This is a genomic window from Desulfocastanea catecholica, assembly GCF_054657295.1.
The window spans coordinates 216380-242125 of the sequence record NZ_BAAHYZ010000002.1; the positions used below are offsets into that span (position 1 = coordinate 216380).

Here is a 25746-nt window from a genome sequence, read left to right on the forward strand (position 1 = left end):
CTTTATCACAGGTTGACAATGGCAGAGATTCAACTGAATAATATCAGTAAAATATTTCCCGACGGCACAGAAGCGGTCAAGGATATCTCTTTCACCGTAGGCGACGGTGAATTCTTCATTCTGCTCGGTCCCTCTGGCTGCGGCAAATCAACCCTGCTGAATATAATCGTCGGCCTGGATTCCCACTCCTCGGGGGAGGTGCGGGTTAACGGCCGGGTAATCAACCATCTTGACCCTCGCGAAAGAAATATGGCCATGGTTTTTCAGAGCTACGCCCTCTATCCCCATATGAGTGTGCAGGACAATCTGGCTTTCCCTCTCAAACTCGCAAAGATGGAACAACAGGAAATCAAACGCAGGGTGAACAAGGCTGCCGAAGCTCTGGAGTTGGGTGAATTGCTGACTCGAATGCCGCGCAGCCTCTCGGGTGGACAACGACAGCGAGTGGCAATGGGACGAGCCATCGTTCGCGAGCCGGATGTTTTTTTGATGGACGAGCCGCTTTCCAATTTAGACGCCAAATTGAGGAGCCAGATGCGCAACGAGATTGCCCGTCTTCAAGAACAGCTGCAAACAACCATGATTTACGTTACCCATGATCAGATTGAAGCGATCACCCTGGGGCATCGGCTGGCTGTTCTCCGGAAAGGATTATTGCAGCAGGTCGGTACCCCACGAGAGCTCTACAATGATCCCGTCAATCTTTTTGTCGCTGGTTTTATCGGATCACCGGCGATGAACCTCCTCCCGGGGCGGCTGGAAAAAGGCAAATTGTATCTGCCGATGACGAAAGAAGCCATAGATCTGCCGGGAATGGCGCAAAAGATTTCCGATGGAAAAGTAATAGTCGGCCTGCGCCCGGAACATCTGCAGATAGTAGATGAAGACCAAGACGAACCACTGCTTCCAGCCACCACCACCATGGTCGAATGGCTGGGTGCAGATGCCTTTGTCCATTTTGAAATGGAAGCAAAGGATGAAGACCAGCTCTTCGCTCTTCCCGAGGAATTGGATCGAACAATAACCAAAAACAGCAAACTCCAGGGAGTTGTCAGAATTGATCCCTCACAGCGGATCAATCGGGGTGATCCTCTTCGTTTACAACCGGATACTGACAAACTGCATATCTTTGATCCTGAGGACGGTACATGTCTCTTTCGATCAAAAGAGTCGGGAGATTGACTGCCGATTTTTTCGCCGATTTATATGAAATATACACTAGCAACCACCCCCTTTGTGGGGTGTTAGGTATAAAGTCAACCAGGAGCCTGACCGAGAATGCCCTTTCGGAGTCTTGCACCTCGCTTACCTGCGCAAACTTTTTTTCTCTCTTACAGCTATTAATAGGAACAGGTATTAATAGGAGGAAATCATGCCAAAATTGAAAAGAATCAAAGAAATACAAGGATACGAGCTCGGTGCCCGGGACGGCAAGATAGGAAGATGCAGTGACTTTCTCTTTGACGACAGAAGCTGGGCGGTGCGCTATGTTGTGGCTGATACCCGGAAATGGCTGCCGGGCCGGAAGGTTCTTATCTCTCCTATCTCCATCGGTGCAGCGATCGAAGCAACGAATATACTCCGTGTAGATCTCACCAAAGATCAAATGTACTGGTAGGGTGCGCGGGGAGCCTCTATATGCGTGCTTAGGATAATTGATTACTGTGCTTTTGAGGTCGTTTTCTGTGAGCATTTTTACGGTGAGAAGTCTCAATGGAATTGATTTCAGCTCACCGATGAGATTTTCGATGCAGATAAAGATCAGGAAACACACTTCACTGGACGGCCTTCTTATCCTGTTTATAGTAAGCGGACGACCATTGTTCGTCTCCATGGCAGCGATTAATTCTGCCGTTGCCTTGTGCTCTAACCATCAAAAAAAGGAGACCCTTATGAAGATCCTGATGATCCTCACGTCCCATGGCAGACTGGGAAATACAGGTGAAAAAACCGGCTTATGGCTGGAAGAATTTGCCGCCCCCTATTATGTTTTTAAAGATAACGACATGCAGATCACCTTGGTTTCCCCTGCCGGAGGACAACCACCAATTGACCCAAAAAGCAATGCACCTGATACACAGACAGAGGCAACCAGAAGATTTGCAAATGATGAGGAGGCAAAGAACATGCTTGCCGCCACCCAACGTCTGGATTCTTTAAACCATGAAGATTTCGATGCCATTTTTTATCCTGGCGGCCATGGGCCCCTGTGGGATCTGACGGAAGATATACATTCCATCTCCCTGATAGAATTGTTTTATCGACGGGGAAAACCCATTGGCTGTGTCTGTCATGCTCCGGCAGTACTGCGTGATGCCGTACGTGAGGATGGTTTGCCTCTCGTAACAGGCAAAAAAGTTACCGGTTTCAGCAATAGCGAGGAATCACTTGTCCAATTGACGGAGATAGTCCCTTTTATGGTTGAGGATATGCTGAAAACCAAAGGTGGTCTCTACAGCCGGGGCGATGACTGGACGAGTTATGTTCAAGTTGACGGTAACCTTGTCACGGGCCAGAATCCTGCTTCATCCAGAGAAGCTGCTGAAAAAATTGTCCAGCTTCTCAAGAAGTAGCCAAACAAGCATCCCCGATTCAGCTCAGCAGCAGGTAGAGTGCAGGCTTGCCGGAATTTTCGGATTTTTCTTTTTTCCCAGTACCAAAGGTTTTCATAATGATCGGCCCATAAAATCATTATATATGGAGTACATAGGAAGGGGAGATTATGTTTCTTGTATATGGTAAATATTGGTGGTTGTTTTTATTACGTGGTACCCTGGCAACCCTCTTTGGCCTGCTTGCAATTTTTCTTCCTGGTATCACTCTTGAGGTGATGACAATTTTCCTTGGGGCCTTCCTTGTTGTCGACGGCTTTGTGTCTTTTTTTGTCTCCATGAAAGGAAGGGGGAGGGGATTAAATGGGGGGGTATTGCTCCTTGAGGGACTTCTGGGAATCGCAGTAGGCGTTTTCACCTTAATCTGGCCGGGCATCACTGTGCTGGCAATTGTTTTGCTGGTCGCTTTTTGGGCAATGATGACTGGAGTACTTGAAATAATTGCCGCTGTAAGTCTCAGAAACGAGATCCAGGGAGAGTGGTTGTTGGGATTGAGCGGCATTCTTTCCATCTTGTTCAGCGTTATCCTGTTTGTAAATCCGGGCATTGGCGCCGTGACATTGATCTGGCTGATCGGTGTGTATGCAATAGTCTTCGGAGCAGCAATGATTTTCCTGGGACTTCGACTCCGCAACCATAACGTCATTATAAATCTCTAACCCCGGTAAACGGGAAATAAGCCGGGAAAAAGTAACTTGAGGCAGTGTGTTATCTTGCAAAAAAAACAAGAAAACAATCTGTAAGATGCAGACCCAAATTATTTCCCTTGGCCCTTTTTCACCCGAAAGTTAGTCAGCACTATGCCTCCGAATATCAGCAGGATGGCCTGGATATGGTTTGCCGTCAGTTTTTCTCCAAGAAAGATGACAGCCAGGATGGTGCTGAAGACCGGCATGAGATAGATAAACGGTCCGGCGATATTGGCCCCGAGCATGGTTACCGCACGATTCCAGAAGATGAAGGCCAGTACCGAGGCAAAGAGTGCCACATAGACGATGGTCACAATCGATCCGCTGGACAGGGTCATGGTCTTCCCGGTGGATAATTCGACAAGATAGAGTGGCAAGAGGATTGCCAGGCCGGCGAGTACGATACCCATCTGGTAGGCAAGGGGATGCAGTCCCTTTGGGTATTTCTTCAGATTGGCGGAATAGAGTGCCCAGCAGGCTGCGGCCATAAATACCAGAACATCCCCCCGGTTGAAACGGAGCTGCAGGAGTGTTGCGAGTTCGCCCTGGGAGATGATCAGCATGACGCCGCAAAGAGATATGGCGACGCCGAGATACTGCCTGAGGCTGAGGCGATCGTTGTACATTACCCAGGAAAAAAGGACAATGATGATCGGCGTGCAGGAGTTGACCAGCACCGCATTGATGGCGGTGGTGGTCTGGATAGCCAGATAAACGAGGATGTTAAATCCGGCTACTCCTAGGACGCCCTGCATGATGATATATTTGCCGTGCGCCAGGACCAGCCGGCGCTGGGCAAGGAGATGGCCAAGGCTGAAGGTGGACAGAATGAGCAGTGCCAGTGTCCATCGCCAGAACGCAAGAGAAAATGGCGGAATTTCCGCATGCATGCCGCGGCTGAGCACGAAATTGCCGGACCAGAAAAGCGTGGTGAGGATCAGCAGAAGATAGGGCATTGCGGCTGGAGTTCCCGTGGCTAAAGGTCGAGGAGGTCATCCCGGTTATTTGTCACCCGCTGTTTCTTCGTCGGCTGGTTCGTTGTCGGCTGTTTCTTCGTCGGCTGGAGCTTCATGCCGCTTTTTCAGGACGATTTCAACGTCGGGCAGATAGTTTTTGAAAACCACGCCGTAAATTTCCCAGATGGTAATGAACAGAGCGGCAACGAGCGGGCCGATAATGATGCCGAGCAATCCGAACATGGACAGCCCGCCAAGGGTGCCGAAAAGAACAAAAAGGTCGTGCATTTCCGTGTCCTTGCCGACCAGCCGTGGACGGATGATATTGTCCAGATTGCCGGCAACCGCGCCGCACAGGACAGCCAGAACGATCACCCCGGTGAAATTACCGGCCAGGGCGAGGATGAGCAGGGCGGGAAACCAGATGATCGCCGTACCAAAAGCGGGGATGATTGACATCACCGCCATCAATGAGCCCCAGAAGACCGGTCCGTCGATCCCGGCTATGGCGAAAGCGATGCCGCAGACAGTGCCCTGGATGATGCCGATTATCAGGGTTCCCTTGATGGTCGCTCTGGTCACCGAGGTAAAACGGTACAGCAGGCGTTGCTCATTGAGATCATCCAGAGGAAGGAAAAAGAGAATTTTCTGCAGCAGCAGGTCGCCCATGGTGAGAAAATAGAACATCACATAGAGCATGACGATCGACGAGAAAATAGCGTCAATGGTTACCTTGGTAAAAGACGAGAGTGAATCGATGAGAAAACTGGAGACGGTACCGACCAGCTCGCCGGCCTTCTGCACAATGACATCACGGTAGGGGAGTATCTCCTGGTAATAGGGGATCTTCTCCAGATAGCTGGTCATGGTGGTGGGTTGATTGATAAAGGTCTGCACCCAGGGGGTGACGGATTGACCGATCGCGATGGCCTGAGTCACCACCAGGGTAATAAGAACGGAGAGCGGTGTCAGGATCAGCAGGATGATAGCCAGTATGGTCAGGATGGAGGCAAGTGTCTCTCGGCCGCCAAGTTTTCTGGTGAGCAGGCGATGGGCCGGCATGACCATCGCCGAAAAGAGCCCGGCCATGAAAATTGCCATGAGGAACTGATGGATCATCGATAGAAAAAGGGCGGAAATCAGTATCACCAGACACAGCAGTGTCGTCCTGTTGACCAGTGTCTGTTTCATTTTTCTGTCACTGGTTCGGCGAGGACGATGAGATGCAGTTCACGCGGCCCGTGTGCTCCATAGACCATATGCGCCTCAATGTCGGCTGTTTTTGAAGGGCCGGAGATGAAAACCAGGCTGTCCAGATGCGATTTCTGCCGCAGCAGGGCATAGGCCTCGGCCAGATCGGCGACGATATTTTCCCTGCGCAGCAGGGCAATGTGCAGGGAGGGGAGCAGGGAGGTCGAGCGCGGGCGTCCGGGTTCGGTCACTTGTACCAGGGTCGCCGAATCGGCCACGCCGATGGTCGGTGCGGTTATGCCGATAAACGAGGCGATGGTTTTGTCGGCAATCTGCCGGTCCCGGCTGTAGGTGGTGTGCAGGGTCACCGCTTCCCGGTTAAAACGATTCCACAGCTGTAAGGCGGCAATATCCGCATGATCATGCATGATGACATGTTTCGTGTAATTGAATTCCGGCTCTTTGCTGCGGATCAGCTCGACGACAACGTCGGCCGCACCGCTTAGGGATTCGACGAAATGGCTGCTGATGTTCAGGCTATTGGCGTTGTGCAGGAGGATTTTTACCAGCTCGTTGCGCTCCGTCACTGTTCGGCTGCGGATTTTCTTCAGCGTCTCGGTAGTGTCCGGGGCGGCAAACAGCTTGGGGAAAGTACTTTTCGAACGTTCAACGTTTGGCGCCTCGCCCAGAGCGGTCCGGATGGTTGCCAGAAAGGTGGTCTGCTTAGGCATTGTTGTCCTCCTTGGTTGCCACGGGATGTATCGGCTCGGTTTTTGCGTGTTTTTCCTGCCAGATTTCGGTAAAGGTTTTTTTGGCGATGGGCGGCAGATCACGTCCGTCGGTCCAGCCGGAGGCGAGCCCAGCCATCCTCTTGATCATCCTGTTTTTATGGACAAACGGCCGCTGACACAAGCGGGCAATTTTCAGACCAGTGCGGTAGAGAGGACTCCAGGAGACAAGGAGCCGCCACAGGGTGAAGGCATATGCCTCGAGAAGATTATGCTGCCTGGTATTCCATCTGTCGCTGCCATAGGCCAGCTTTTGCCGAAGCGCGGCAAGCATACGCGGCAGATCGATCTGCACCGGGCAGATATCCTTGCAGGCGCCGCACAGGGTTTCCCCTTTGCACAGATCGGCATGTTTGTTGATGCCGTCGAGCAGCGGGGTGACGACCGCGCCGATCGGGCCGCAGTACGGCGAATTATAGGCATGGCCGCCGATTTTGCCGTAAACCGGACAGATATTCAGGCAGGCGCCGCAGCGGAGACAGGCGAGTACCTCGCGGAACTCCGGGTCGGCGAGGATTTTCGACCGCCCGTTGTCGATAATGACCAGATGAAACTCTTTCGGGCCGTCCGGGTCGTCGTTGCGGCTCGGCCCCCCGATAAAACTGACGTAGGTGGATAATTTCTGCAGGGCCGCCCCCCGGGTCAACAGCTGGATGGTCTCACGGTGTTCATCAAGGGTTGCGACGATGCGCTCCATGCCCATAAGCGCGACATGCACCGGCGGCATGGTGGTGGCCATGCGGATGTTCCCTTCGTTGGACACCAGACTGATATGGCCGGTTGCGGCACAGGCCAGGTTACAGCCGGTCAGACCCATATCGGCACTGAGCAGTTTTTCGCGAAGTGCCTTGCGGGCCGCCGCCGTCAGGGATGGCGGATCGTCGGTGTAGTCGATCCCCAGTTTTTCAGCAAACAGTTCGCCGATCCGGCTGCGGTCCATGTGGATGCAGGGCGCAATGATATGCGAGGGTTTGTCGCCGGCCAGCTGAATGATATATTCGCCCAAGTCGGTTTCCACCACCTCGATGCCTGCCTCTTGCAAGGCCGGATCGATGGCGATTTCCATGGAGAGCATCGACTTGCCCTTGACCACCCGTTTGACCTCGTTTTTTCTCGCCACCTCGAGGGTATAGTCGATAGCATCCTGCGCGGTTTCGGCAAAATGGACATGGCCGCCCCTGGCTGTGACGTTTTTCGCCAGCTCGGTGAGCAGGATGTCCAGGTGGTCAAGGTTTTTCATGCGTGATTTCTTCACCCGCCGGCGCATATCCTGATCGTCCATTTCCGCCCACAGCGCCATGGCACCCTTGCCGAAGCGATTTTGCAGGCGGTGCAGGCTGGCCTGCAGTCGTGGCGAACTCATGCCTTTTTCGGCGTCGATGCAGTATTGTGATTGCGGCTTTGCGCTCATCTCTTTTCTCCTTTGTCGGCGGCAAGGATCTGGGCGATATGCACTACCTGAACATCTTCTTCCCGTCTTTTGATTCGGCCGAGAATATTCATCAGGCAGCTGATATCGCAGCCGGTTACCGTGCCCGCCCTGGTCGCCAGGATATTGTCGATCTTCTCGTCGACCATGGCGATACTGATCTCGGGGTAGTTGACACTGAAGGTGCCGCCAAAGCCGCAGCAGGTATCACTGTCCCGCATCTCGATCAGTTCCAGGCCGCGGACATTGTTCAGCAGGGCCCGGGGCTGGACGGCAATGCCCAGGCCGCGGCTCAGATGGCAGGAGTCATGATAGGTGACGGTGCCGGGGAAATGTGCTCCGACATCGCTTATGCCCAGTTCGTCGACGAGATATTGCGTGAATTCAAAGGTTTTTGCGCCGATGGCCAGCGCCCTGCTGTGCATGGCCGGGTCGTCGGCAAAAAGCTCCGGGTAGTGATGGCGTACCATATGTACACAGGAACCGGACGGGCAGACAATGACTTCCGCATCCTCAAAGATGTCGATAAAATGTTTTGCCGCAGCGGCGGCATCGTGGCTGTAGCCGCTGTTAAAGGCCGGCTGGCCGCAGCAGGTCTGTCCCTGCGGGTAATCATAGGCAAGGCCAAGCCGGTCGAAAACAGTGATCATCGCTTCCCCGGTTTCGGGAAACATGGTATCAACAAGACATTGAATAAAGAGGGAAACCGTTTTGCCAGACATTGTTGTGTCCTCAGGTTGACAGGCAAAAAGAAGCTGCCTGTTTTTTTGATAGCTGATGTAGCGGGATGTTATGGAAAATACCCGTTTTGCCCGAACACTGCAACAGGGGCGAGGTGATTGAAGAGTGTCGGTTCCTTCTCCCTCACCGGATGTGCTCGACGCTTTTCCCTGGAAAAATGTGGCTGGTCGGGCAATGGCCCTCTATTTGCTTGAATGAATTCGCATAATCTTCTACAAAGGTCAATAGCAATGTGCCGTACCCGACCAGTACTAACTCAAACGAGACGAGGGAAGAAATGAGAAAAATTGTGAAAACTATTGTGCTGACAGCCTTGCTGGCCTTTGCCGCGAATGTCAATGCCCAGTCGGTCAAGATCGCCGTCAGTCAATTTGTTGAACACCCTGCTCTGAATGCGGTGCTGCAGGGGTTTAAGGATGACCTGGCCGAAAACGGTGTTGCGGTTGAATACAAAGAATACAATGCCCATGGCAATATGGGCACGGCCAATCAGATTGCCACCCAGATCGCCTCCGATGCACCGGATATGATCGTGGCGATCGCCACGCCGAATGCCCAGGCCTGTGCCAAAGTGTACGACAAGGCGCCGCAGCTGGCCCATACCCCGATGCTGTTTACGGCGATCACTGACCCCCTCGCCGCCGGCCTGGTCAAGGACTATATGCACCCCGGACCAAATATTACCGGTGTTTCCAACCAGATGCCCATGGACAAGCATCTCGATATGGTTCGTCGTTTTCTGCCTGGGCTGAAAAAACTCGGGGTGATGTATAATGCCGGAGAAATGAACTCGGTATCCAATGTGAAACGGCTTAAAGCAGCGGCTATCGAGAGGGATATTACCATCATCGACGCACCGGTTACCAACTCCGCCGATGTCTATCAGGCGGCGCAGAGTCTTGTCGGCAAGGTCGATGCGGTGTACGTGCCGACCGATAATACCGTCGTCTCATCTCTTGAGGCGGTTGTGAAGGTCTGCGAACGGACCAAGATGCCGCTGTTTAGTGCCGATACGGATTCGGTTGAGCGGGGAACGATTGCCGCCATGGGCTTTGATTATTATCTGCATGGCAAGCAGACCGGGGCCATGGCCAGGAAAATTCTCGCCGGTGCCAAACCCGAGACCATTCCGGTCGAGTTCCAGAAAAACCTTACTTTCCATATAAATCCAAAAGCGGCGGAGCGTATGGGGCTTGTCATTGACCAGGCTATTCTTGATTCGGCCGACGTCCTGTATTAAGCGGCATTGCCCTTCAGTCGTGACTGTCGCCGACCCTTCCTGTCGTCTTTACCTAACGGGAAGGGTGTCATGAAATTGCTTTTGCCGCGAGGCGCAGCGCACGGTGGGCGCTTAGCGCTGCGGATAAGCCTTCTTCCACGGTTCTCTTTGTTTTCTGCTATAGTCCGTCAGCGCCTTATAAAAGGCGCCCACAGCAAGTTCCGCGCAGTGGAAATGATCCGGCGGCAGGGTTTGCAGATAATCCGAGACGTTTTCCGGAGTGAGCCGCCAGCCATCGCTGAGGGTTCGCCCCTCCATCAAGGTCGAGACGGTGTTGCCGCAGGCCACGGTATTGGCGCATCCCTGCACTCGAAAGGTGATCATGCGGATCTGCCCGGCCTGGATGGACAGGTACATTTCGATAGTGTCGCCGCAGTCGCCAGTCCGTTTCCCGTAGCCGTCCGGCTTTTCGAGCTCGCCATATCGTTCAACCCGGGAAACCATCGCCTGGAAATTTTTTGAATGGTCCTGAAAAGAGTTATTGTGCATCTGTTCCATAATCTATCAGCGAAGTCCTTTGCTTCTGAAAAAATCTTTATATTTCATATCTTCTTGCAGGATATGTCCGACCAGCCAGCTGCCGAGATAATCCAAAAGGGCGACGGAGAGAACATTTGGTCCAATATCCGTTGCCGAGTAAAAGGAAATGGTTTTGTCGATAAATCCCTGATGCTGTTTCTCTTGTGCACTTTTCTGCTCATAGCCGTATTCTGCCATGAGAAACTCTTCGGCTCGAAAATGGACCTGGGCATAGTCGGTCATTTCCGTCAGAAGGTCGGCAATCGTTCTTGGATCGGTCAGGGTGTGTTGTTCCTCAATCAGCCGGTTGATCATGGCGAGCAGTTTTTTATGCTGCTCGTCCATTTCTTTTACGCCGACGCTGAATTCATTTTTCCAATTGATTATTTCCATAAGCTTCCTTGAAACAAGTAGTTGTTTTTTCTAGATACTCTCTGAAGAATTTTGCAGAATACCACGACGCCGATTCTTTACAAGAAATAATTGTTGCAAGAAGATGAGGAGGAAAAGGCCAGCCTGATTCCTCGATAAAGAGAGGAATCAGGCTGAGAGGAGAGGGGCGGCGGTTCGCTCTTACCGTTCGGCCATGGGGACAAAATGGCGAGTTGTTTCACCGGTATAGATCTGGCGCGGTCGTGAAATACGCAGTTTATGATCATGCAGCTCTTTCCAGTTGGCTATCCAGCCGGGCATTCGTCCAATGGCAAACATGACGGTGTACATATTGAGCGGGATACCGATGGCCCGCAGCAGAATGCCGCTATAAAAGTCAACGTTGGGATAAAGATTTCTGGACAGGAAATAGTCGTCATTGAGCGTGGTTTCTTCAAGTTCCAGGGCGATATCCAGCAGGCTATCCTGTACGTTGAGGGCTTTCAAAACATCGTGGACACGCTTCTTCAGGATGAGTGACCGCGGGTCAAAGTTTTTATATACCCGGTGACCAAAACCCATCAGCCGGAAAGGATCGTTTTTGTCCTTGGCCTTGTCGAGGTAGTAGGAAGCGGGGCGACCGGATTTCTGAATATCTTCGAGCATGGTGATCACCGCCGCATTGGCCCCGCCATGCAAGGGGCCCCAGAGGGCGCATACCCCGGCGGCAACCGAACTGAAGAGATTTGCGCGGGAACTGCCGACTACCCGGACGGTCGAGGTGGAACAATTTTGCTCATGATCCGCATGCAGGATGAGAAAGAGGTTGAGTGCCTTGTCGATAATCGGCGTAACCTTATATTCCTGGTATGGATCGGAAAACATCATATGTAGAAAATTACCGCAGTAGGTCAGGTTGGGATTGGGATGATTGAACGGCCTGCCGGCGGCCATGCGGTAGGCAAAGGCGGCAATGGTTCGCACCTTGGAAAGCAGCAGCGCCGCGGTGCGGTCAAACTGCGCCCCGGTCGTCGGCACCTCGAGGACTTCCGGATGAAAACAGGCGACAAGGTTGAGCATCGCCGACAGAATGGCCATGGGCGGCGCAGATTTTGGGAAGCCGGAAAAATGGTGTTCGAGATTGGTATGGATCGGAGCATGTTCCTTGATCCTATCCGAGAAGGATTGCAGCTGCTCTTTGTTGGGCAATTCGCCGTAGAGAATAAGATAGGCGGTTTCGATAAAAATCGCCTTTTCAGCGAGCTCTTCAATAGGATAGCCTCGGTATCTGAGGATACCCTTGGCCCCGTCGACATAGGTTATGGACGAGTAACAGGAGCCGGTGTTGCCAAAGCCGGGATCCATGGTAATATAACCGGTTTTATTGCGGAGATTCTGCATATCAATGCATTTTTCATTCTCTGTACCGGTAATGACATCAAATTCAAAATTCTTTCCGTCAACGCTCAGTATCGCTTTCTCGCTCATTGTCTTCTCCATGGCAATAATATTCAATTGTCATAACCGGAGCTGGTTATAGTACAGGTCTCTGCCGTTGTCTTTTGCAAGACATAGTAACTTATTTAAAATAATAGTAATCATTTACGTCGCTTGCAATGATTATTCACTCTGCCGTCGCCCAGCGCGGCTGTGCCGGAATGTCGTCTGCTGCCCTTGTGTCGCCGATTGTCAGCGGCTGAGCGTTTTCTTGATATCAATGATCGGCGTGCCATCGAGGATATCCAGCCCGGAAACCTCAAGAAGATTGCCATTGATCGCCAGCACTTTCAGTTCTGAAATGGCCAGCGGATTTGGTCTCACCGGACTGCGGGTGGCAAAAACCCCCTTGAGCCCTCTTGATTTGTCGCCCCGTGGATAGACCTTGAGGGTGTCGCGGCGTGATTTGTGCAGCCAGAAAAGGACAACGATGGTTTGACCGGCAACAATACCGTCGAGTCCGTCCTGATATTCGGGATAGATTTCCAGGGTGCCTGTCCTGGTTGATTCAGAAAAATTTTTCGGAGCGTCGTCACGGCTGGCGATATCGCCGTGCAGCACGCCGATGATGTGTAATCTGGGTTGTGCTGCTGCTGTTGCTTTCAGCCATGCCATAAACGGGTCGATCCATTGCCGATAGGGCTGGTAAATCAGACCGTGGCCGAGGTCAAGTGCCAGAACGATTTCCTTGAACCGGCCGAGCCCTGCCGATCGCTGAAAATATAGACCCGGAGTGATGGACAGTTTATCCGACCGATCATGGATCGACAGCACGTTGCCATATAATGTAAGAGAAGTATCTATAAGACATTTTTCGAATAATCCGGCCAGGAAAAGATAATTTATCTCTTTTTCCTTCAGCATGGTCGAGACGTAGGCGCTGATGACGCCGCCTTTGGAGGCGCCGATGACGGTGATATTTCCCGGCGCAACCCCGTGTGCCAGAAGGTGTTTAATCTGCGAGACGATATTTTCGGCATAGGGTTTGATTTCCGTGCCTTGCTTGCGTGCCTCACTTATGACGATAAATCCTTCCCGGGCCAGCTCTTCAAGAATGCGCTGGTATTCATAGTATCCGTGTTCGTCGCTTTTGGGACGGATTCCAGCCTCTTCGACGATCAGGCCGTGCAGATAAAAGAGGTACCGTTGTGTGCTGTCGGGGGTGTCTGGTACGTGCTGCAGGATAGTATTCTCCATCGCTTGCATTGTAAGCTCCTGTTTGGCGGGGTTAACGGGGCCGATGTCTGCTGATCTGTCTGGTCGAGGCCCCATCCTGGATGAAATGTAACGAAAAATGACAGACATAACACTAATTTCTTTAACTTTTTTAATTTTCAGAATATGATCTGTCGAAGACAGTCGGAATTACCTTCATAACTTAAGGAGAGATGAATGACACTTACCAAGGCGGATCTGGTGCAGCAGGTGTATGAAAAACACGAAAACTTGACCAAGGCCCAGGCGACCGAATCGGTCGAGGCATTTTTGCGTTTGTCGAAAGAGACCCTTATCAGCGGATCAGATCTTCTCCTGAGCGGGTTCGGCAAATTTAATGTCCGCGAGAAGAGTCCGCGTCGTGGACGGAATCCGCAGACGGGTGATGACCTGATGCTCAATGCCAGAAGAGTGGTGACTTTCAAACCATCCGGTATTCTGCGCAACAAAGTCAATGCCGGGCAGTGAAAGAGCAAAAAAACGACAGACCTTCCTTACCAGCTGAAAAGAATCAGGCGATGGGGTTCCTCGTTATATCGAAAAACCACATTATGCCATCATCCTTGTGCCCCGAACGATAGTAAAACCACTATGGCGGTTTGGTCGAAGGAGGCAGGGCGAACTGTTCCTTGCACCGGAATACCCCGGGCTAAGGCTTAGCCGTTACGGGAAAATAAAATCTTCCGGTCAACACTGGAGGCCGATCTGGTCCCGGTGAGCACCATCGTCTGTTTCAATTCGGCCATGAGCGCGTCGATAGCGGTTTCAACACCCTGCTGCAGCCCGCCGACGGCGGCAACGGAGAACGGACGGCCAACCATCACCGCATCGGCCCCGAGGGCGAGCATTTTCAGGACATCGCCTCCGGTACGGATGCCGCCGTCGGCCAGAATGGTTATCCGGCCCTGTACCCTGTCGGCGATATCGGCCAGCACCTCGGCACTGCCGGGGGCATGGTCGAGCACCCTGCCGCCATGGTTGGAGACGACGATCGCGTCGGCACCGGCAGTAACGGCCAGCTCCGCTTCATCCGGGGTCATGATTCCTTTGAGGATAAATTTCATGCCACTTTTACGGATGATTTCCGTGAGTTTTTCCAGCGGTTTCGGAGAAACCGGCCGTCCCATCTTGCGCAGGGTGATGAGGCCGGCGGCGTCGATATCCATGCCGATGGTGTCGGTGCCGGTTGCCTGGGCCGCGTCAATTTTTCTCTGCAGTTCATCGTCTTCCCAGGGTTTAATAAAGGGAATGCCATGACCGGCGGCGGATTTTATAGCACCAAATCCGGCCTGATGGATGAAATCGGGTACCCCATCGCCGCAGCAGCCGATGATGGCTTTGGCCTTGCAACCATGAATGATGGCCGCGATATACTCTTCTTCGGAAACACCCCCGCCCATATTAAAGGACACGCCGCCGATAGGTGCGGCCAGGACGGGCAGGGCGAGTTGTCTGCCCAGTATGGTCACCGAGGTATCCGGGTCGGTGACGTCATGGATCAGGCGCATATTGAACTGAATCCTGGCCAGCGCCTGCACATTATTGATAAAAGAGGAGCCGCTGCCAAGCCCGCCCATACCCGGCACCTGGCCGGCGCAGGCCTTGCCGTTGCAAATCGGGCAGACTTTACAGAAGGGCTCCATCATTTTTCTGGCCTTGTCACGCGTCTCTTTCATTTCGGTCTCCATAAATTATCATTGCATAGAATATCACCGGCATAACAGCCTGGGTGTAGAAAGCAGTTTCTGTCGATTTACAATAAAACGGATCGTTCGGCAACTGTGGCGTCAGGAGAAATAAAAAGGACTACTGCCAGCCGTAAGCGGCGAGTTGCGTAAAAAAAAGATAAACGGCCAGCAGAAAAACAGTGCCGATCGCCAGGCTTGCCGCGCCGCTTTGTAATTGATCCTTGCATGACGTGAGTCGTTCTTTCAGAATGGTGATGAATGGATTGGTCCGGCTCGCCGGGCAATGGCTGAAAATAGTTTTGTTGAAGGTTTGCGTGTGTTCTTTCATTTGATACCCTCCTTTGTTGATCTTTCAGGAGAGTATAACCGGGCAGGGGTATCACAGAGTGAGTACCCGGTGAATTTTCTAAAGGAAAGGAAAAAAAATTACTTTGACCGGCAGTGACGGAGTTCTGTGGCCAGGATGATGGAAAAATGGCTGACAAAACTCTCATCAAGGTCGGTGAATTGAACGGAAAATGCCGCCTCACCGGCACGCATCACCCGCCCTTTGAGTTCGAGCGGTCGGTCGCACTCCGTCAATTCAATGACGATGAGAACTTGATCATTTTTAGTGAGCTGCGTGCTGCTTTTTGTTACAGCACAGCCACTCGTGGAAATGTTCTGTAACGTTGCCTGTCCCAATTGACCTTTGGCCATATAGGTTATCGTTTTGTTGGCAAACTTATAGCGGAGTGCCGCTCGTTTAGACTTTTTTACTTTCTGAGCCATGTCGACCTGCCGTTGTAAGAATTTTCTTCACTGTCGACAGAGTACGCTATTGCGCGATTGCCTGTCAAATTATCAGCACAAAAATATGTGTTCTGAAGCCTGCTAACGGCAGGGTTATGACGGTTTCTGATTCGTCTGCAGCAGATGGAGCAGGTCATCTTTGCCGAACCTGTAGCTTTGCCGGCAGAACTCGCATTGTACGTCCACTCCATCTTCTTTTTCCAGCAGGGAGCGAATATCCTCTTCACCAAGTGAAAAAAGCGCCCCTTCCATCTTGGCCCGACTGCAGCTGCAGGCATAGACAAGTTGCCGCGAGCCTATGGTTTTATGGGGAACCTGCCGAAATAAAAGTGACAGAATTTCAGCCGGACTCTCCCCTTCAAGGAGGAGCCGGGATAGAGGCGGCATGGTGGCGATTTCTTTTTCCAGCTGTGAGAGTACTGTTTCCTCTGCCGGGGGCAGGGATTGGATAAGAAAACCGCCTGCAGCGCCAATCGAACCATCCGGCGCCAGGTGAATGGCCAGGGCGATAGCCGATGGGGTCTGTTCGGACTGGGAAAGATAATAGGCGAGATCTTCGCCGATTTCGCTGGTGTACAGTTCGATTGTGCCGGGATATTTGCGGTTGTTGCCGATATCCTTCACCACGGTGAGAAAGCCTGCTTTACCAAGGCCGCCGGCGACATCGATGCGTCCATCCTTGAGTGGCATCTCGGCATGGGGTTCGGCAACGTAGCCCCGCACCCAGCCATCATAGCCCGCCTCGGCGATGATCTTCTTCAGTGGACCATTTCCTTCGAACTTTAGCAGGACACTCTGGCTATCTTTTAACAGTGCCGCCAGAAGAGCGGCGCCGGTCAACGCCCTGCCGAGAGCCGCGGCGGCCAGTGGGCCGACATCATGGCGTCGGCACGCCTCGGTGACCAGTTCGGTGGTGTTGCAGGCGACGCCGAAAAAATTGCCGGACAGTGAGATAACCCTTTCTAAACTATCAGCCATGGTTTCCTGTAATTGGAGATTAATCAGTTGTCGCATCATGATATTTCGCTGCATAGTATAGTGCTAAATATGCGAGGAACAACATTGAATCTTTGGCAAGAGTAATTTTACGTTTACGTACTCGTTAGAAAGCAGTACAGTACATCGTTAATTTTCACCGCCATATGGTAAACGTTGACCGGTGCCGGTGAACGTCTACCCCATACCTCAACCTCAGACAAGGGAGTATCACAATGCGATTTTTTGTTCTCTGCTTTTTGTTATGCTGCAGTGTGCCGGCAAATGCCAAAGAGATTGCCGGGGTGATGGTGCAGGAAACACTGCAGACGGAAGATGGTATTCAGCTGCATCTGAACGGTGCCGGCATCAGATCGAAGTTTTTTTTCGATATCTACATTGCTGAGCTGCACCTAGAGCATCCCTCGAGTGTGGCCAGCGAGGTGATCGACAAGGACGGACGCAAACGGGTCGTCATGCATTTTCTCTATGATAAAGTGGAAAAGGAAAAACTGACCGCCGGCTGGGACGAAGGCTTTGCCGGCAACTCCCCGGCGGAAGAAGTGGTCAAATTGCAGGAAAGGATCAATCAATTCAACGCGATGTTTGTCGATGCCAGGAAGGGCGAGAGTATTGTCCTTGATTATATTCCGGCCCAGGGAACCGTGGTCACTATCGCCAAAGAGGAAAAGGGCGTGATCCCCGGAAAGGACTTCAATGACGCCCTGTTGCGCATCTGGCTGGGCGAAAAGCCGGTCAACAAGGGCTTGAAAGAACAGCTGCTCAGCTATAACAAATAGGTTGTATCGACGCCATCTTGAAATCCGGCTCTTTACGATGTTGAATTATAAGAAAGAGACGCCGGGAGTCGCTCCAGTTGACTCTCCGGCGTTTCTCATTGCTCTCTATGCCGCCTGATGGTTGAGCGGCATACTCTCCGCAACGGCTCTGCGTTTCTCGAAAAAATGCAGTACATAGAGAATGTGGTCGCGCATGGTCGTCTCGGCTTTTTGCACATCCCGGTTATTGATATGCTCGAAGATCCTCCGATGCTGGTCGAGGATATCCTCGTAGGCGGCCGCATTATGCTTCATGTGCCCCGGAGAACGGATTCCCCCTGCGGGTTTCCGGGGAGCTGACGTAGGTGCCCTGGCCCTGAAGCTGGTGCAGAAGTCCAATCTGCACCAGTTTGTCGATGGCGTTTCTGACCGATGTTCTGCTTACTTCCATTGAGGCGGCGAGATCCCGTTCCGGGGGAATCTGCTGCTCTGGTTTATACACTCCTTTATAGATCAACTCGCGTATCTGTTGAAAAATCTGGCCGGAGATACGTTTGGGGGTGATGGGTCGTATATTCATAATGGTCTACCGAAAAACGTCTAGTTTTTTGTGAAGAAACGACGGCTCAGTTTTTTTCGTTGAGCGATTCCGCCAGGAGCTCCATGGTATGTGCACAGCGAACCGACTCATCCGCCTTGCCGACAGCGCCCTTCAACATGATCATACAGCCGGGACAATCGGTGGCGACGATTTTCACGCCGGTGTCCTGGATAGTCGCGACCTTATCCTTGGTGATCTGCCTGGAGATCTGCGGGTGGCTGAGAAAAGAATAGGTTCCGCCGAAACCGCAGCAGCGGTCGGAGTTCTTCATTTCCTTGATCTGATGCCCGGAAGCCGTAAGCAGAGCCCGCGGCTCCTTCCAGACATTGGAACCACGTTTGAGATGGCAGGAGTCGTGGTAGGTCACGGTTTGTGCCGGATGCGAAGCTGTTGCCAGACCCATGGCCCGAAGTTTTTCGGAAGCACCGAGGATATTTTCCAGAAAGGCTGAGGCATCCATGGTTTTGCTCGACAGGGCCATGGCCTTGGCCGACCACTGGGGATGATCGGCGAGCCTGTCGACGAAATCCCGCTTCACGGCCATGGTGCAGGTGGGACAGATGGCGAGGATATAATCGACATCCGCCTCGGTAAAGGCCTCAACACTCTGTTTGGCCAGCTCGACCCCGGTCTCGGTATCACCGGCGTACAGGGCGGGGATGCCGCAGCAGTTCTGGCCCTTCGGAAAAACCACCTCGACATCCAGGGCGTTGAGCACCTTGATCAAACTGACCCCCACTTCCGGATAGACAAAATCGGCGCCGCAGCCGACAAAGAAGCCGACGCGGTATTGCGGCTTGGTGACATGCTGCGGAATTGTGTCGAATTGATCGCGGAAGGATTTCGCGGCAATAGACGGCAGATCGCGCCATTCGGTAAAGTCTTTTTCCATGAAATGCAGGGGCAGATGCCGGATAATGCGCCGTTCGGAGTCGCCGCTTTTTTTCTCGGTGACCGGCCGCTGCAGTTTGGAGGCGGCCCGGACCATGCTGTGAAAGAGCGTGCGATTTTTCATGACCGCTTTGAAGGCGATATTTTTCACAACGCCCATGCCGTATTCCTTGGTTACCTCGTTGCGCAGATGGAGGATGATCTCTTCCAGATCAATTTTGGCAGGACAGACCGCCACACAGGACCGGCAGCCGATACAGGCTCTGGTGATCTCTTTCGCCTTGTCCAGTCCCTCGTAAAAGGCGGTGAGGATAATGCCGATGGCCGAGATGTAGATCGAACCGAAGACATGGCCGCCGACGGTCTGGTAGACCGGGCAGACATTGGCGCAGGCGCCGCACTGGATACAGCGCAGGGCATTTTGGCAGACCTTCGATTCGTACAGGGCTTCGCGGCCGCCGTCGATGAGGATGATATGCTGCTCTTTTTGTTCCCCGCTTACCGGCACCGCCCCGCGAATCCAGGTAATGTAGGAAGTAAGCAGCTGGCCGGTGGCGTTTCGCGGCAGGAGCCGGGTGATTTTAATGGCATCCTCCATGTTACGCACCAGTTTGTGGATACCGGCAAAGACCACGTGTACCTTCGGCAGGGTGGCACAGAGTCTGGCGTTCCCCTCGTTGGTGACCAGACCGATGCCGCCGGTGTTGGCCACGAGAAAATTGGCTCCGGTCAGGCCGATATCGGCATTAAAGTATTCCTTACGCAGGCGCTGGCGGGCGTGATCGACCAGGGTTTTGATCTCCGGAGAAAGACGGGTGCCGGATTCCTTGGTGAAGAGTTCGGCCACCTCCTCCTTGAACATATGGATGGCCGGCATGACCATATGGCTTGGGCGCTGCCCGGCCAGCTGGATGATCCACTCGCCGAGATCGGTCTCCGAGGCACGGATACCCTGCGCCGCCAGGGACTTGTTCAGGTGAGCCTCCTCGGAGACCATTGATTTGGATTTGGCAATGAGTTTGGCCCCTTTCTCTTTAGCGAGCTTGATCACATAGTCGTTGGCTTCCTTGGTATCCCTGGCGATAAAGACCTTGGAACCCGCTGCTTGGGCATTTTTGATGAATTCGGCGAGCAGCTCTTTTCGGCGTATGCGAACATCATCTTTCATGGCGGCGAGCTCGGTGCGCATCGCTTCAAAATCAAGGCCTCTGAAGGCGTTTTCCCGGGCTATCAGGTAGGCGTCGCCAAAAAGGTGCAGTGCCTTGCTGAGTTTAGGGTTGGCGATAGCATCTTCAACACTCTTTTTATACGTTTCGTCGGTGGCCATGGCAGTTGTCCTTAATCAGTTTTCAAATAAATCACTGGAGATGTCGTTGACCAGAAGAATATGCACTTCTCTTGGACCATGACAGCCAATGGTCAAAACCCGTTCAATATCGGCGGTACGGCTGGGACCGCTGATGTAGGCAATAAATTTCGGCTCATGTCCCTGATGGAAGGCGGTCATCGGTTCGACCGCGGCCAGATTGTCTTCCAGGATTGTTGCCGGGTCGACCAGAATAAAGTGCAGCTCGGGCAGGGTTGTCGCCAGACGAATTTCCTCATCGGTGCTTTCCAGAACCACCGTTCCGCTGTCGGCCAGACAGAAATTGCAGAAGGTGACACCCGCACCAGGCATCTGGCCGGCATTTCTGAATTTTTCGGTAAAAACGTCAACGCCGGCCTCGGAAAGAAGGGCCCGCAGGTGATGGCGCCTGACCAGCGACGTCTCGGGCACCAGGGTTGTTCCTTGTGCCTTGTCTCTGATATAGCTGACGGCTTCCTGAAGGCTGTCTACCTGGAGAACCTCTGCCCCGACACGTCCGGCAGACTCGATGAAACGGGCGGTATTGTTTTTTGTCATACACTCTCTCCTGCGCTTTGTTGGTATGTAGGTACTCTGGAAAAGATGCACTGTTTGTTTGGTGCGGGTATTGGTCTCGCTTCTCAAAAACAGAGCAACTGTTGTGCCAGAAGCAGGTTTCTGTAGATTTTTGAAGAAAAATCATCCTATTAGCTTCTTTTTGGCAAGTTCCTTTCAACAAGCAGTATACATGGTGTCTGAAAAAAAGGACATTGTGTACTCCAGTTTCAGGATCTTACGATGATATTCGGCAGTGTCACCTCTGGCGAAAATCGATTGAGGTGTGAGAAATAATTAAATATATTTTAAATTTTGCGGCTGTCTGAAAAACAGGACGAATGTGCAGGACATATTTGCTGTGCGTCTGATGAAACAGTTTTTAAAGTGTCAAAGCGTTGTTATTATATCAATAAATCTTTGTCTTAAAAAAAGGACAAGAAGCTGGTATGGCCTGAATACCGGGTGGTAGTACGGCACCTACCGGGAACTATCGCTTACAGGGTCAGATGATACTTTTTCAGAAGTGCATAGAAATGGGAACGCGACAGCCCGGAAACATGCATGATTTTTTGCATATTACCGTCGCACTGGCGGATCAGTTCGCCGAGGTAGATTTTTTCCGCCGTATTCTTGAATTCCTTCAGGGGCAGGAGCGAGCTGTCAAAGATATCTTCAAATATTTTCTGGCCGACAGTCTGGACCAGCGGGTGCATTCCTCCAGGAGTTTCCTCAATGACCTCTCTGCCGGTAAGCTGTGATATCTGCGTCTTGGCCACCTGGATACGCAGGCTTCTCGGCAGGTGCATGGCATACAGGGTACTCTCCCCGCCGGCATCGATTACCGCCCGCTCGAGAATGTTAAACAGCTCCCGGACATTGCCGGGCCATGTATATTCATTCAGCGTCGGGATGAAATCATCGCCAAATTTTTTATGTTCCAAACCGAATTTTTCACAGAGCCGGTTGACCCTGACCGTTGCCAGTTCGGCAATGTCACCGGTGCGCTGGCGTAAAGGAGGCAGGTGGATGCGCATGGTATTGATGCGAAAAAGCAGATCGTTGCGAAACAGCCCCTTGTCGACCATGTCATCCAGGTTCCGGTTGGTTGCGGCAATGAGTCGAAAATTGGAGACCTGCTCCTTGACGGCGCCGACCGGCCGGAACTGTTTTTCCTGCAGAACCCGGAGAAAGACTTTCTGGATGGACAGGGGCATTTCACCCACCTCGTCGAGAAAGAGTGTCCCGCCATCGGCAGCGTTAATAAGTCCCTGGCGATCAAACTGCGCCCCGGTGAACGAGCCTTTTTTATGGCCGAAAAGCGTCGATTCGACCAGGGATTCCGTCAGGGCGGTGCAGTCGACCACCACGAAGTTTCCCGAAGAACGGCCGCTGTTTTTATGAATGATGCCGGCAAATAATTCTTTTCCGGTGCCTGTTTCTCCGCTTATCAGCACGTTGGTGTCTGAACGTGCCGCCTTGGCGGTCAGGTTGATACTTGCTCGTATTTCCGGGCAGCTGCCGACGACTCCCTCCAGCATGGTCGGTGCTGCCGGTGCGATGTGGCCTTTTTTTTCCGTGCGATATTTCAGTGCCCGGTTGAGGGTAAGGGTGATGTCGCGAATGGAGGTCGGTTTGAGGAGATAGTCCCAGACGCCCCCCTCGATGGCCAGCTCGGCACCGTCCGGATTGCCCTTGCCGGTCAGGATGATCACTTCAGGCGGATCCTCCTGGGCCAGCAGCGGCGGGAGAATTTCCAGACCATTGCCGTCGGGAAGGTAGACGTCAAGAAACACCACGTCATACTTGTTATTGCGGGCAAGACGCAACCCCTCCTGGCGGGTGTGGGCCATGTCGGCATGGTAGGTGAGCCGGGTAACCAGGCTGACCATTGTTTCGCAGGCGTCGACATCATCGTCTATTATGAGGATCCTTGGCATACTTTTTTCCATTGTGCATAACCTCACGGATTCCGTCCATGAGGTCTTTTTTGTCATAGGGTTTGATAATGACACTGTGGATATTCGAGTGTTCCTTTGCGGCGACCCGTGCGTCGTCTCGACCGGAGAGAAGAATGACCGGGAGTTCGGGGAGCAGGCCGGCCAGTTTGGTGCCGTTCATGACCGGCATGTCGAAATCGGTAATGAGCAGGTCGAAATGATGGGTCCCGGCGGCCACCAGGCGTAACGCCGCTTTCGCTTCGCGCAGCGCGGTGACCGAAAAGCCCATATCTTCCAGCAGGCGGGGTGTTGTCTGCAGCTGGTCTTCATCATCCTCAACAAAGAGGATGTGTCCGCCAAGGTCGTGCAGGCCACCCGGACTGCTCGAGACGATGTCTGCGCAGGCGGCGGCTTCCGGGAGGAAGATGGCAAAGGTTGTCCCCCCGGTATCGCCGCAGCTCACTTGAATCGTTCCCAGATGACTTTTGACAATACCATGGACGACGGCCAGGCCGAGACCGGTGCCTTCTGATTTACTTTTTGTCGAGAAAAATGGATCGAAAATTTTATGCAGTATTTCCGGGTTGATGCCGGGGCCGTCGTCTGAAACCGACAGTTTTATACAGTCGTTGGCGGCGACTGTATCGACCGGCGTAAGCGGATTTTCTTCGGCGGGCACGGGGGCAAGCTCGATGTCGATCTGGCCGCCGGTTGTCCGCAGTGCATGGAAGGCATTGGTACAGAGGTTGAGGAGGGCCTGATGCATCTGGGTCGGATCGGCATGGACAAAGTAATTCCGGCCGGGGGCAATATGGCTGCATACCCTTATGTCAGCCGGCATGGACGCCTCCATCAGCTGGACAACTTCCTGCACTACCTGGCCAAGGTCGGTTGGGCGAAAGCCCTCGCGCGACGGGCGACTGAATGAAAGGATCTGCTGGACAACCCTCGCCCCTCTCCTGGCCGCCTTGAGAGCTCTGTTTAAGTCGGCCTCGGTCCGGCTGCCGGGGGGAACATCGCCGATGGCCAGCTCCGTGGAATTGATGATCGAGGTGAGAATGTTGTTGAAGTCGTGGGCAATGCCTCCGGCAAGGGTGCCGATTGCCTCCATTTTCTGCGACTGCAGGAGCTGTTTTTCAAGGTTTTGTTCCTTGGTGATATTCTCCGCGGTGGTGAGGACGCCAACTATCCGTTCTCCCTGACCTCTGAGCGGTACCTTGTTGACCTCTATCCAGGCCTCGGCGCCGTTCATGTCACTGACCTTGCGGCGTATCTTGCGATAGGCCTCCTTCTTGTCAACGACGAGGCCGTCGGCTTTTATCGACCATTCACTATAGGCACTGTCGCTGAGCAGTTCGCCGGTTTTTTTACCGACGACCTGGAGAATGTTGCGGATGCCGAAAAATTCAATAAACGCCTGGTTGGCGCCGAGGTACCTTCCCTCCACGTCCTTCCACGAGACCAGCTGGGGGATGGTATCCATGAGAGTCTCCTGAAACGCCAGCTGGTCGGTTATCTTGCGCTCGACCTTGCGGCGTTCCAGCATCGCTGCAACCATGGACACCAGAGCGAGAAACAGGATGACAAAACTGATTATCATCGTCCAGAACAGCTCTTTTGACAGCGAGTAGAAGGCCTTGGGCGCGTTGATTATCCGGCTGTTTTCCGGCAGGAGCTGCTGGTTGATGCCGAGCTTGTCCATCACCTGGTAATCAAAGAGATACATACCGTCTCCGGGTTCCCGTATTATGGGGATATCATCGGCCCTGGTGCCGCCGAGGATCTGCAATGCCATTTCTCCGGCGGTTTTGCCGTGCTCGACGCCGGAAAGGACTCTGCCGCCGACGGTACCATAGCCGACCATAAACTCCCAGGCGGTATAGATGGGCACGGAACTGTGCGAATAGATGGCGGCGGTGACCTCCTCCGAGGTGTAGAATCGTCCGTTGATGGTCTGATAATAAGGAGCGATAAACAAAAAGGTGTTGTCCGGGAGCGCGCCAACCCTTTCTTGCGTCTCTTCGAGGCTGAGCCGAGACCAGAATTCGACCTGCAGCCCGAGATTGTGTTGTTCGAGAAGCGTTTCCGCCTGATGGCGAATGGCGATACCGGTAGTCGACGTATCAATGAGATAGACGAGGCGGTTTTTTTCCGGATGGAGTTTTTGGGCCACCTGCAGGGTACCGATAAAATCGTAGACCTCGACAATGCCGGTAATATTGCCGGCGGCAATATCACCATCCCCGAGGTCGTTGACGCCGCAAAACACCACGGGAATATCTTTGAAAAGGTCGTGCCGGTGCTTATTGACGAAGTTCAAGGCATCGTTATCGGACAGGATGACGATGTCAAAGTGCTCCTCCTTGAATTTGTCCAGGTACAGTGCATACAGATTATTGGAAATGCTGTCGTAGTTGTATTTCTTCGCATCCATATACTCAATCTGCAAATCCACTTTATACCGGCCCTGGTTCAACACGGTACGAATTCCCTCGAGCAGCCCATCGGACCAGTGGTAGCCGTTGTGGTACGAGTTGAGATAGAGAACCGTCTTCTTTTCCTTATCGGCCAGGGACAGCGGCGGCAGCATCAGGAAAAGGCAGGCAATGATGCAGGCCAGGCAGATAATGCAGCCGCCGCCGCTTTGTCGGTGTGGATTTTCCGTCATAGTGCCTATGGTTGGTCGTTGGCCGATCTTGTAAAAGTCGAGATATAATACCTGTAAATCAGGGTAAAAGCAAAAAACATACCGTCGGGTTCTCTTCGGTTGCTTTTTCGAGATAATCTGTTTGGGCAATGCCCTTTTCAGATGCACTTTTTCTACGGATGTGGTTACGGTTTGCAGAATTTTCTCGAAATACAGTATGCCATTTGACTCCTGACGTGCTGCGT

Annotated in this window: 26 protein-coding genes; 7 read left to right on the forward strand and 19 right to left on the reverse strand. The window is 52.8% G+C overall.

The window, feature by feature from the left end; translation table 11 throughout:
- The first annotated feature begins 18 nt into the window (after positions 1 to 18).
- The 4 genes from ACYQ8U_RS02655 (at position 19) to ACYQ8U_RS02670 (ending at position 3271) form a co-directional block, all read left to right on the forward strand.
- On the forward strand, positions 19 to 1182 hold the full coding sequence (locus ACYQ8U_RS02655; RefSeq protein WP_459943961.1) for an ABC transporter ATP-binding protein: 1164 nt from the start codon (positions 19 to 21) through the stop codon (positions 1180 to 1182).
- Positions 1183 to 1372: 190 nt separating this feature from the next.
- Positions 1373 to 1618 carry a PRC-barrel domain-containing protein gene (locus ACYQ8U_RS02660; protein WP_459943962.1) on the forward strand — a complete coding sequence of 82 codons (246 nt, stop codon included), beginning with the start codon at positions 1373 to 1375 and terminating at the stop codon, positions 1616 to 1618.
- Between the two features lie 274 nt (positions 1619 to 1892).
- On the forward strand, positions 1893 to 2573 hold the full coding sequence (locus tag ACYQ8U_RS02665) for a type 1 glutamine amidotransferase domain-containing protein (RefSeq protein WP_459943963.1): 681 nt from the start codon (positions 1893 to 1895) through the stop codon (positions 2571 to 2573).
- Between the two features lie 149 nt (positions 2574 to 2722).
- Positions 2723 to 3271: an HdeD family acid-resistance protein gene (locus tag ACYQ8U_RS02670; RefSeq protein ID WP_459943964.1), complete on the forward strand. Its 549-nt coding sequence runs from the start codon at positions 2723 to 2725 to the stop codon at positions 3269 to 3271.
- A 98-nt stretch (positions 3272 to 3369) separates the two neighbouring features.
- On the opposite strand, the gene ACYQ8U_RS02675 is transcribed toward ACYQ8U_RS02670, so the two are convergent.
- The 5 genes from ACYQ8U_RS02675 to ACYQ8U_RS02695 are packed head-to-tail and all read right to left on the reverse strand — an operon-like array spanning position 3370 to position 8387.
- On the reverse strand, positions 3370 to 4257 hold the full coding sequence (locus ACYQ8U_RS02675; protein WP_459943965.1) for a DMT family transporter: 888 nt from the start codon (positions 4255 to 4257) through the stop codon (positions 3370 to 3372).
- Positions 4258 to 4302: 45 nt separating this feature from the next.
- The gene (locus tag ACYQ8U_RS02680) at positions 4303 to 5448 is read right to left on the reverse strand and encodes an AI-2E family transporter (protein WP_459943966.1); all 1146 of its coding nucleotides are present in this window, start codon (positions 5446 to 5448) and stop codon (positions 4303 to 4305) included.
- Positions 5445 to 6179 carry a LutC/YkgG family protein gene (locus ACYQ8U_RS02685; protein WP_459943967.1) on the reverse strand — a complete coding sequence of 245 codons (735 nt, stop codon included), beginning with the start codon at positions 6177 to 6179 and terminating at the stop codon, positions 5445 to 5447. Before ACYQ8U_RS02685 ends, ACYQ8U_RS02680 begins: the two co-directional genes overlap by 4 nt.
- The gene (locus tag ACYQ8U_RS02690) at positions 6172 to 7647 is read right to left on the reverse strand and encodes a LutB/LldF family L-lactate oxidation iron-sulfur protein (protein WP_459943968.1); all 1476 of its coding nucleotides are present in this window, start codon (positions 7645 to 7647) and stop codon (positions 6172 to 6174) included. The genes ACYQ8U_RS02685 and ACYQ8U_RS02690 overlap by 8 nt, the downstream gene beginning before the upstream one ends.
- Positions 7644 to 8387, reverse strand: coding sequence for a (Fe-S)-binding protein (locus ACYQ8U_RS02695; protein WP_459943969.1), 744 nt, complete (start codon positions 8385 to 8387; stop codon positions 7644 to 7646). Before ACYQ8U_RS02695 ends, ACYQ8U_RS02690 begins: the two co-directional genes overlap by 4 nt.
- Before the next feature lie 308 nt (positions 8388 to 8695).
- Between ACYQ8U_RS02695 and ACYQ8U_RS02700 the strand changes: the two genes are divergently transcribed.
- The gene (locus tag ACYQ8U_RS02700) at positions 8696 to 9646 is read left to right on the forward strand and encodes an ABC transporter substrate-binding protein (RefSeq protein WP_459943970.1); all 951 of its coding nucleotides are present in this window, start codon (positions 8696 to 8698) and stop codon (positions 9644 to 9646) included.
- A gap of 111 nt (positions 9647 to 9757) precedes the next feature.
- Here ACYQ8U_RS02700 and ACYQ8U_RS02705 read toward each other — a convergent pair whose 3' ends face one another.
- The 4 genes from ACYQ8U_RS02705 to tsaA form a co-directional block, all read right to left on the reverse strand.
- Positions 9758 to 10183 (reverse strand): iron-sulfur cluster assembly scaffold protein, encoded by a 426-nt coding sequence (locus ACYQ8U_RS02705; RefSeq protein WP_459943971.1) that lies wholly within the window; start codon positions 10181 to 10183, stop codon positions 9758 to 9760.
- 6 nt (positions 10184 to 10189) lie between these two features.
- The gene (locus ACYQ8U_RS02710) at positions 10190 to 10597 is read right to left on the reverse strand and encodes a bacteriohemerythrin (RefSeq protein WP_459943972.1); all 408 of its coding nucleotides are present in this window, start codon (positions 10595 to 10597) and stop codon (positions 10190 to 10192) included.
- 180 nt (positions 10598 to 10777) lie between these two features.
- A complete protein-coding gene (locus ACYQ8U_RS02715; protein ID WP_459943973.1) occupies positions 10778 to 12064 on the reverse strand; it encodes a citrate synthase in 1287 nt (428 codons plus the stop codon).
- 201 nt (positions 12065 to 12265) lie between these two features.
- On the reverse strand, positions 12266 to 13279 hold the full coding sequence (gene tsaA, locus ACYQ8U_RS02720) for a tRNA (N6-threonylcarbamoyladenosine(37)-N6)-methyltransferase TrmO (protein WP_459943974.1): 1014 nt from the start codon (positions 13277 to 13279) through the stop codon (positions 12266 to 12268).
- A gap of 186 nt (positions 13280 to 13465) precedes the next feature.
- Between tsaA and ACYQ8U_RS02725 the strand changes: the two genes are divergently transcribed.
- Positions 13466 to 13756 carry an integration host factor subunit alpha gene (locus tag ACYQ8U_RS02725; RefSeq protein ID WP_459943975.1) on the forward strand — a complete coding sequence of 97 codons (291 nt, stop codon included), beginning with the start codon at positions 13466 to 13468 and terminating at the stop codon, positions 13754 to 13756.
- A gap of 188 nt (positions 13757 to 13944) precedes the next feature.
- Here the strand turns inward: ACYQ8U_RS02725 and ACYQ8U_RS02730 are convergent, their stop codons facing one another.
- The 4 genes from ACYQ8U_RS02730 to hslO form a co-directional block, all read right to left on the reverse strand.
- A complete protein-coding gene (locus ACYQ8U_RS02730) occupies positions 13945 to 14964 on the reverse strand; it encodes an alpha-hydroxy-acid oxidizing protein (RefSeq protein WP_459943976.1) in 1020 nt (339 codons plus the stop codon).
- Positions 14965 to 15094: 130 nt separating this feature from the next.
- Positions 15095 to 15304 (reverse strand): hypothetical protein, encoded by a 210-nt coding sequence (locus tag ACYQ8U_RS02735; protein WP_459943977.1) that lies wholly within the window; start codon positions 15302 to 15304, stop codon positions 15095 to 15097.
- Positions 15305 to 15402: 98 nt separating this feature from the next.
- Complete coding sequence (locus ACYQ8U_RS02740; RefSeq protein ID WP_459943978.1) at positions 15403 to 15747, reverse strand: PilZ domain-containing protein; 345 nt, start codon at positions 15745 to 15747, stop codon at positions 15403 to 15405.
- Positions 15748 to 15861: 114 nt separating this feature from the next.
- Positions 15862 to 16746, reverse strand: coding sequence for an Hsp33 family molecular chaperone HslO (gene hslO, locus ACYQ8U_RS02745; protein ID WP_459943979.1), 885 nt, complete (start codon positions 16744 to 16746; stop codon positions 15862 to 15864).
- Between the two features lie 233 nt (positions 16747 to 16979).
- On the opposite strand from hslO, the gene ACYQ8U_RS02750 reads away from it, so the two are divergent.
- The gene (locus ACYQ8U_RS02750; protein WP_459943980.1) at positions 16980 to 17543 is read left to right on the forward strand and encodes a chalcone isomerase family protein; all 564 of its coding nucleotides are present in this window, start codon (positions 16980 to 16982) and stop codon (positions 17541 to 17543) included.
- Positions 17544 to 17648: 105 nt separating this feature from the next.
- Here ACYQ8U_RS02750 and ACYQ8U_RS02755 read toward each other — a convergent pair whose 3' ends face one another.
- The 6 genes from ACYQ8U_RS02755 to ACYQ8U_RS02780 all read right to left on the reverse strand — a co-directional run bounded on the left by ACYQ8U_RS02755 (position 17649) and on the right by ACYQ8U_RS02780 (position 25522).
- Complete coding sequence (locus ACYQ8U_RS02755; protein ID WP_459943981.1) at positions 17649 to 17837, reverse strand: FCD domain-containing protein; 189 nt, start codon at positions 17835 to 17837, stop codon at positions 17649 to 17651.
- Positions 17827 to 18102, reverse strand: a complete 276-nt coding sequence (locus ACYQ8U_RS02760) for a FadR/GntR family transcriptional regulator (protein WP_459943982.1) — start codon at positions 18100 to 18102, stop codon at positions 17827 to 17829. The genes ACYQ8U_RS02755 and ACYQ8U_RS02760 overlap by 11 nt, the downstream gene beginning before the upstream one ends.
- 46 nt (positions 18103 to 18148) lie before the next feature.
- Positions 18149 to 20341 carry an L-lactate dehydrogenase (quinone) large subunit LdhH gene (gene ldhH, locus ACYQ8U_RS02765; protein ID WP_459943983.1) on the reverse strand — a complete coding sequence of 731 codons (2193 nt, stop codon included), beginning with the start codon at positions 20339 to 20341 and terminating at the stop codon, positions 18149 to 18151.
- A gap of 15 nt (positions 20342 to 20356) precedes the next feature.
- Positions 20357 to 20917, reverse strand: a complete 561-nt coding sequence (locus tag ACYQ8U_RS02770; RefSeq protein ID WP_459943984.1) for a LutC/YkgG family protein — start codon at positions 20915 to 20917, stop codon at positions 20357 to 20359.
- Positions 20918 to 21411: 494 nt separating this feature from the next.
- Positions 21412 to 22854 (reverse strand): sigma-54-dependent transcriptional regulator, encoded by a 1443-nt coding sequence (locus ACYQ8U_RS02775; protein WP_459943985.1) that lies wholly within the window; start codon positions 22852 to 22854, stop codon positions 21412 to 21414.
- Positions 22826 to 25522 carry a hybrid sensor histidine kinase/response regulator gene (locus ACYQ8U_RS02780; protein ID WP_459943986.1) on the reverse strand — a complete coding sequence of 899 codons (2697 nt, stop codon included), beginning with the start codon at positions 25520 to 25522 and terminating at the stop codon, positions 22826 to 22828. Before ACYQ8U_RS02780 ends, ACYQ8U_RS02775 begins: the two co-directional genes overlap by 29 nt.
- Positions 25523 to 25746 lie beyond the last annotated feature (224 nt).

Bases quoted from the DNA above. Each gene is read 5' to 3' on its own strand.
- ACYQ8U_RS02655 (WP_459943961.1), top strand. From the start codon at position 19: ATGGCAGAGATTCAACTGAATAATATCAGTAAAATATTTCCCGACGGC.
- ACYQ8U_RS02660 (WP_459943962.1), top strand. From the start codon at position 1,373: ATGCCAAAATTGAAAAGAATCAAAGAAATACAAGGATACGAGCTCGGT.
- ACYQ8U_RS02665 (WP_459943963.1), top strand. From the start codon at position 1,893: ATGAAGATCCTGATGATCCTCACGTCCCATGGCAGACTGGGAAATACA.
- ACYQ8U_RS02670 (WP_459943964.1), top strand. From the start codon at position 2,723: ATGTTTCTTGTATATGGTAAATATTGGTGGTTGTTTTTATTACGTGGT.
- ACYQ8U_RS02675 (WP_459943965.1), bottom strand. From the start codon at position 4,257: ATGCCCTATCTTCTGCTGATCCTCACCACGCTTTTCTGGTCCGGCAAT.
- ACYQ8U_RS02680 (WP_459943966.1), bottom strand. From the start codon at position 5,448: ATGAAACAGACACTGGTCAACAGGACGACACTGCTGTGTCTGGTGATA.
- ACYQ8U_RS02685 (WP_459943967.1), bottom strand. From the start codon at position 6,179: ATGCCTAAGCAGACCACCTTTCTGGCAACCATCCGGACCGCTCTGGGC.
- ACYQ8U_RS02690 (WP_459943968.1), bottom strand. From the start codon at position 7,647: ATGAGCGCAAAGCCGCAATCACAATACTGCATCGACGCCGAAAAAGGC.
- ACYQ8U_RS02695 (WP_459943969.1), bottom strand. From the start codon at position 8,387: ATGTCTGGCAAAACGGTTTCCCTCTTTATTCAATGTCTTGTTGATACC.
- ACYQ8U_RS02705 (WP_459943971.1), bottom strand. From the start codon at position 10,183: ATGGAACAGATGCACAATAACTCTTTTCAGGACCATTCAAAAAATTTC.
- ACYQ8U_RS02710 (WP_459943972.1), bottom strand. From the start codon at position 10,597: ATGGAAATAATCAATTGGAAAAATGAATTCAGCGTCGGCGTAAAAGAA.
- ACYQ8U_RS02715 (WP_459943973.1), bottom strand. From the start codon at position 12,064: ATGAGCGAGAAAGCGATACTGAGCGTTGACGGAAAGAATTTTGAATTT.
- tsaA (WP_459943974.1), bottom strand. From the start codon at position 13,279: ATGCAAGCGATGGAGAATACTATCCTGCAGCACGTACCAGACACCCCC.
- ACYQ8U_RS02725 (WP_459943975.1), top strand. From the start codon at position 13,466: ATGACACTTACCAAGGCGGATCTGGTGCAGCAGGTGTATGAAAAACAC.
- ACYQ8U_RS02730 (WP_459943976.1), bottom strand. From the start codon at position 14,964: ATGAAAGAGACGCGTGACAAGGCCAGAAAAATGATGGAGCCCTTCTGT.
- ACYQ8U_RS02735 (WP_459943977.1), bottom strand. From the start codon at position 15,304: ATGAAAGAACACACGCAAACCTTCAACAAAACTATTTTCAGCCATTGC.
- ACYQ8U_RS02740 (WP_459943978.1), bottom strand. From the start codon at position 15,747: ATGGCTCAGAAAGTAAAAAAGTCTAAACGAGCGGCACTCCGCTATAAG.
- hslO (WP_459943979.1), bottom strand. From the start codon at position 16,746: ATGGCTGATAGTTTAGAAAGGGTTATCTCACTGTCCGGCAATTTTTTC.
- ACYQ8U_RS02750 (WP_459943980.1), top strand. From the start codon at position 16,980: ATGCGATTTTTTGTTCTCTGCTTTTTGTTATGCTGCAGTGTGCCGGCA.
- ACYQ8U_RS02755 (WP_459943981.1), bottom strand. From the start codon at position 17,837: ATGAAGCATAATGCGGCCGCCTACGAGGATATCCTCGACCAGCATCGG.
- ACYQ8U_RS02760 (WP_459943982.1), bottom strand. From the start codon at position 18,102: ATGAATATACGACCCATCACCCCCAAACGTATCTCCGGCCAGATTTTT.
- ldhH (WP_459943983.1), bottom strand. From the start codon at position 20,341: ATGGCCACCGACGAAACGTATAAAAAGAGTGTTGAAGATGCTATCGCC.
- ACYQ8U_RS02770 (WP_459943984.1), bottom strand. From the start codon at position 20,917: ATGACAAAAAACAATACCGCCCGTTTCATCGAGTCTGCCGGACGTGTC.
- ACYQ8U_RS02775 (WP_459943985.1), bottom strand. From the start codon at position 22,854: ATGCCAAGGATCCTCATAATAGACGATGATGTCGACGCCTGCGAAACA.
- ACYQ8U_RS02780 (WP_459943986.1), bottom strand. From the start codon at position 25,522: ATGACGGAAAATCCACACCGACAAAGCGGCGGCGGCTGCATTATCTGC.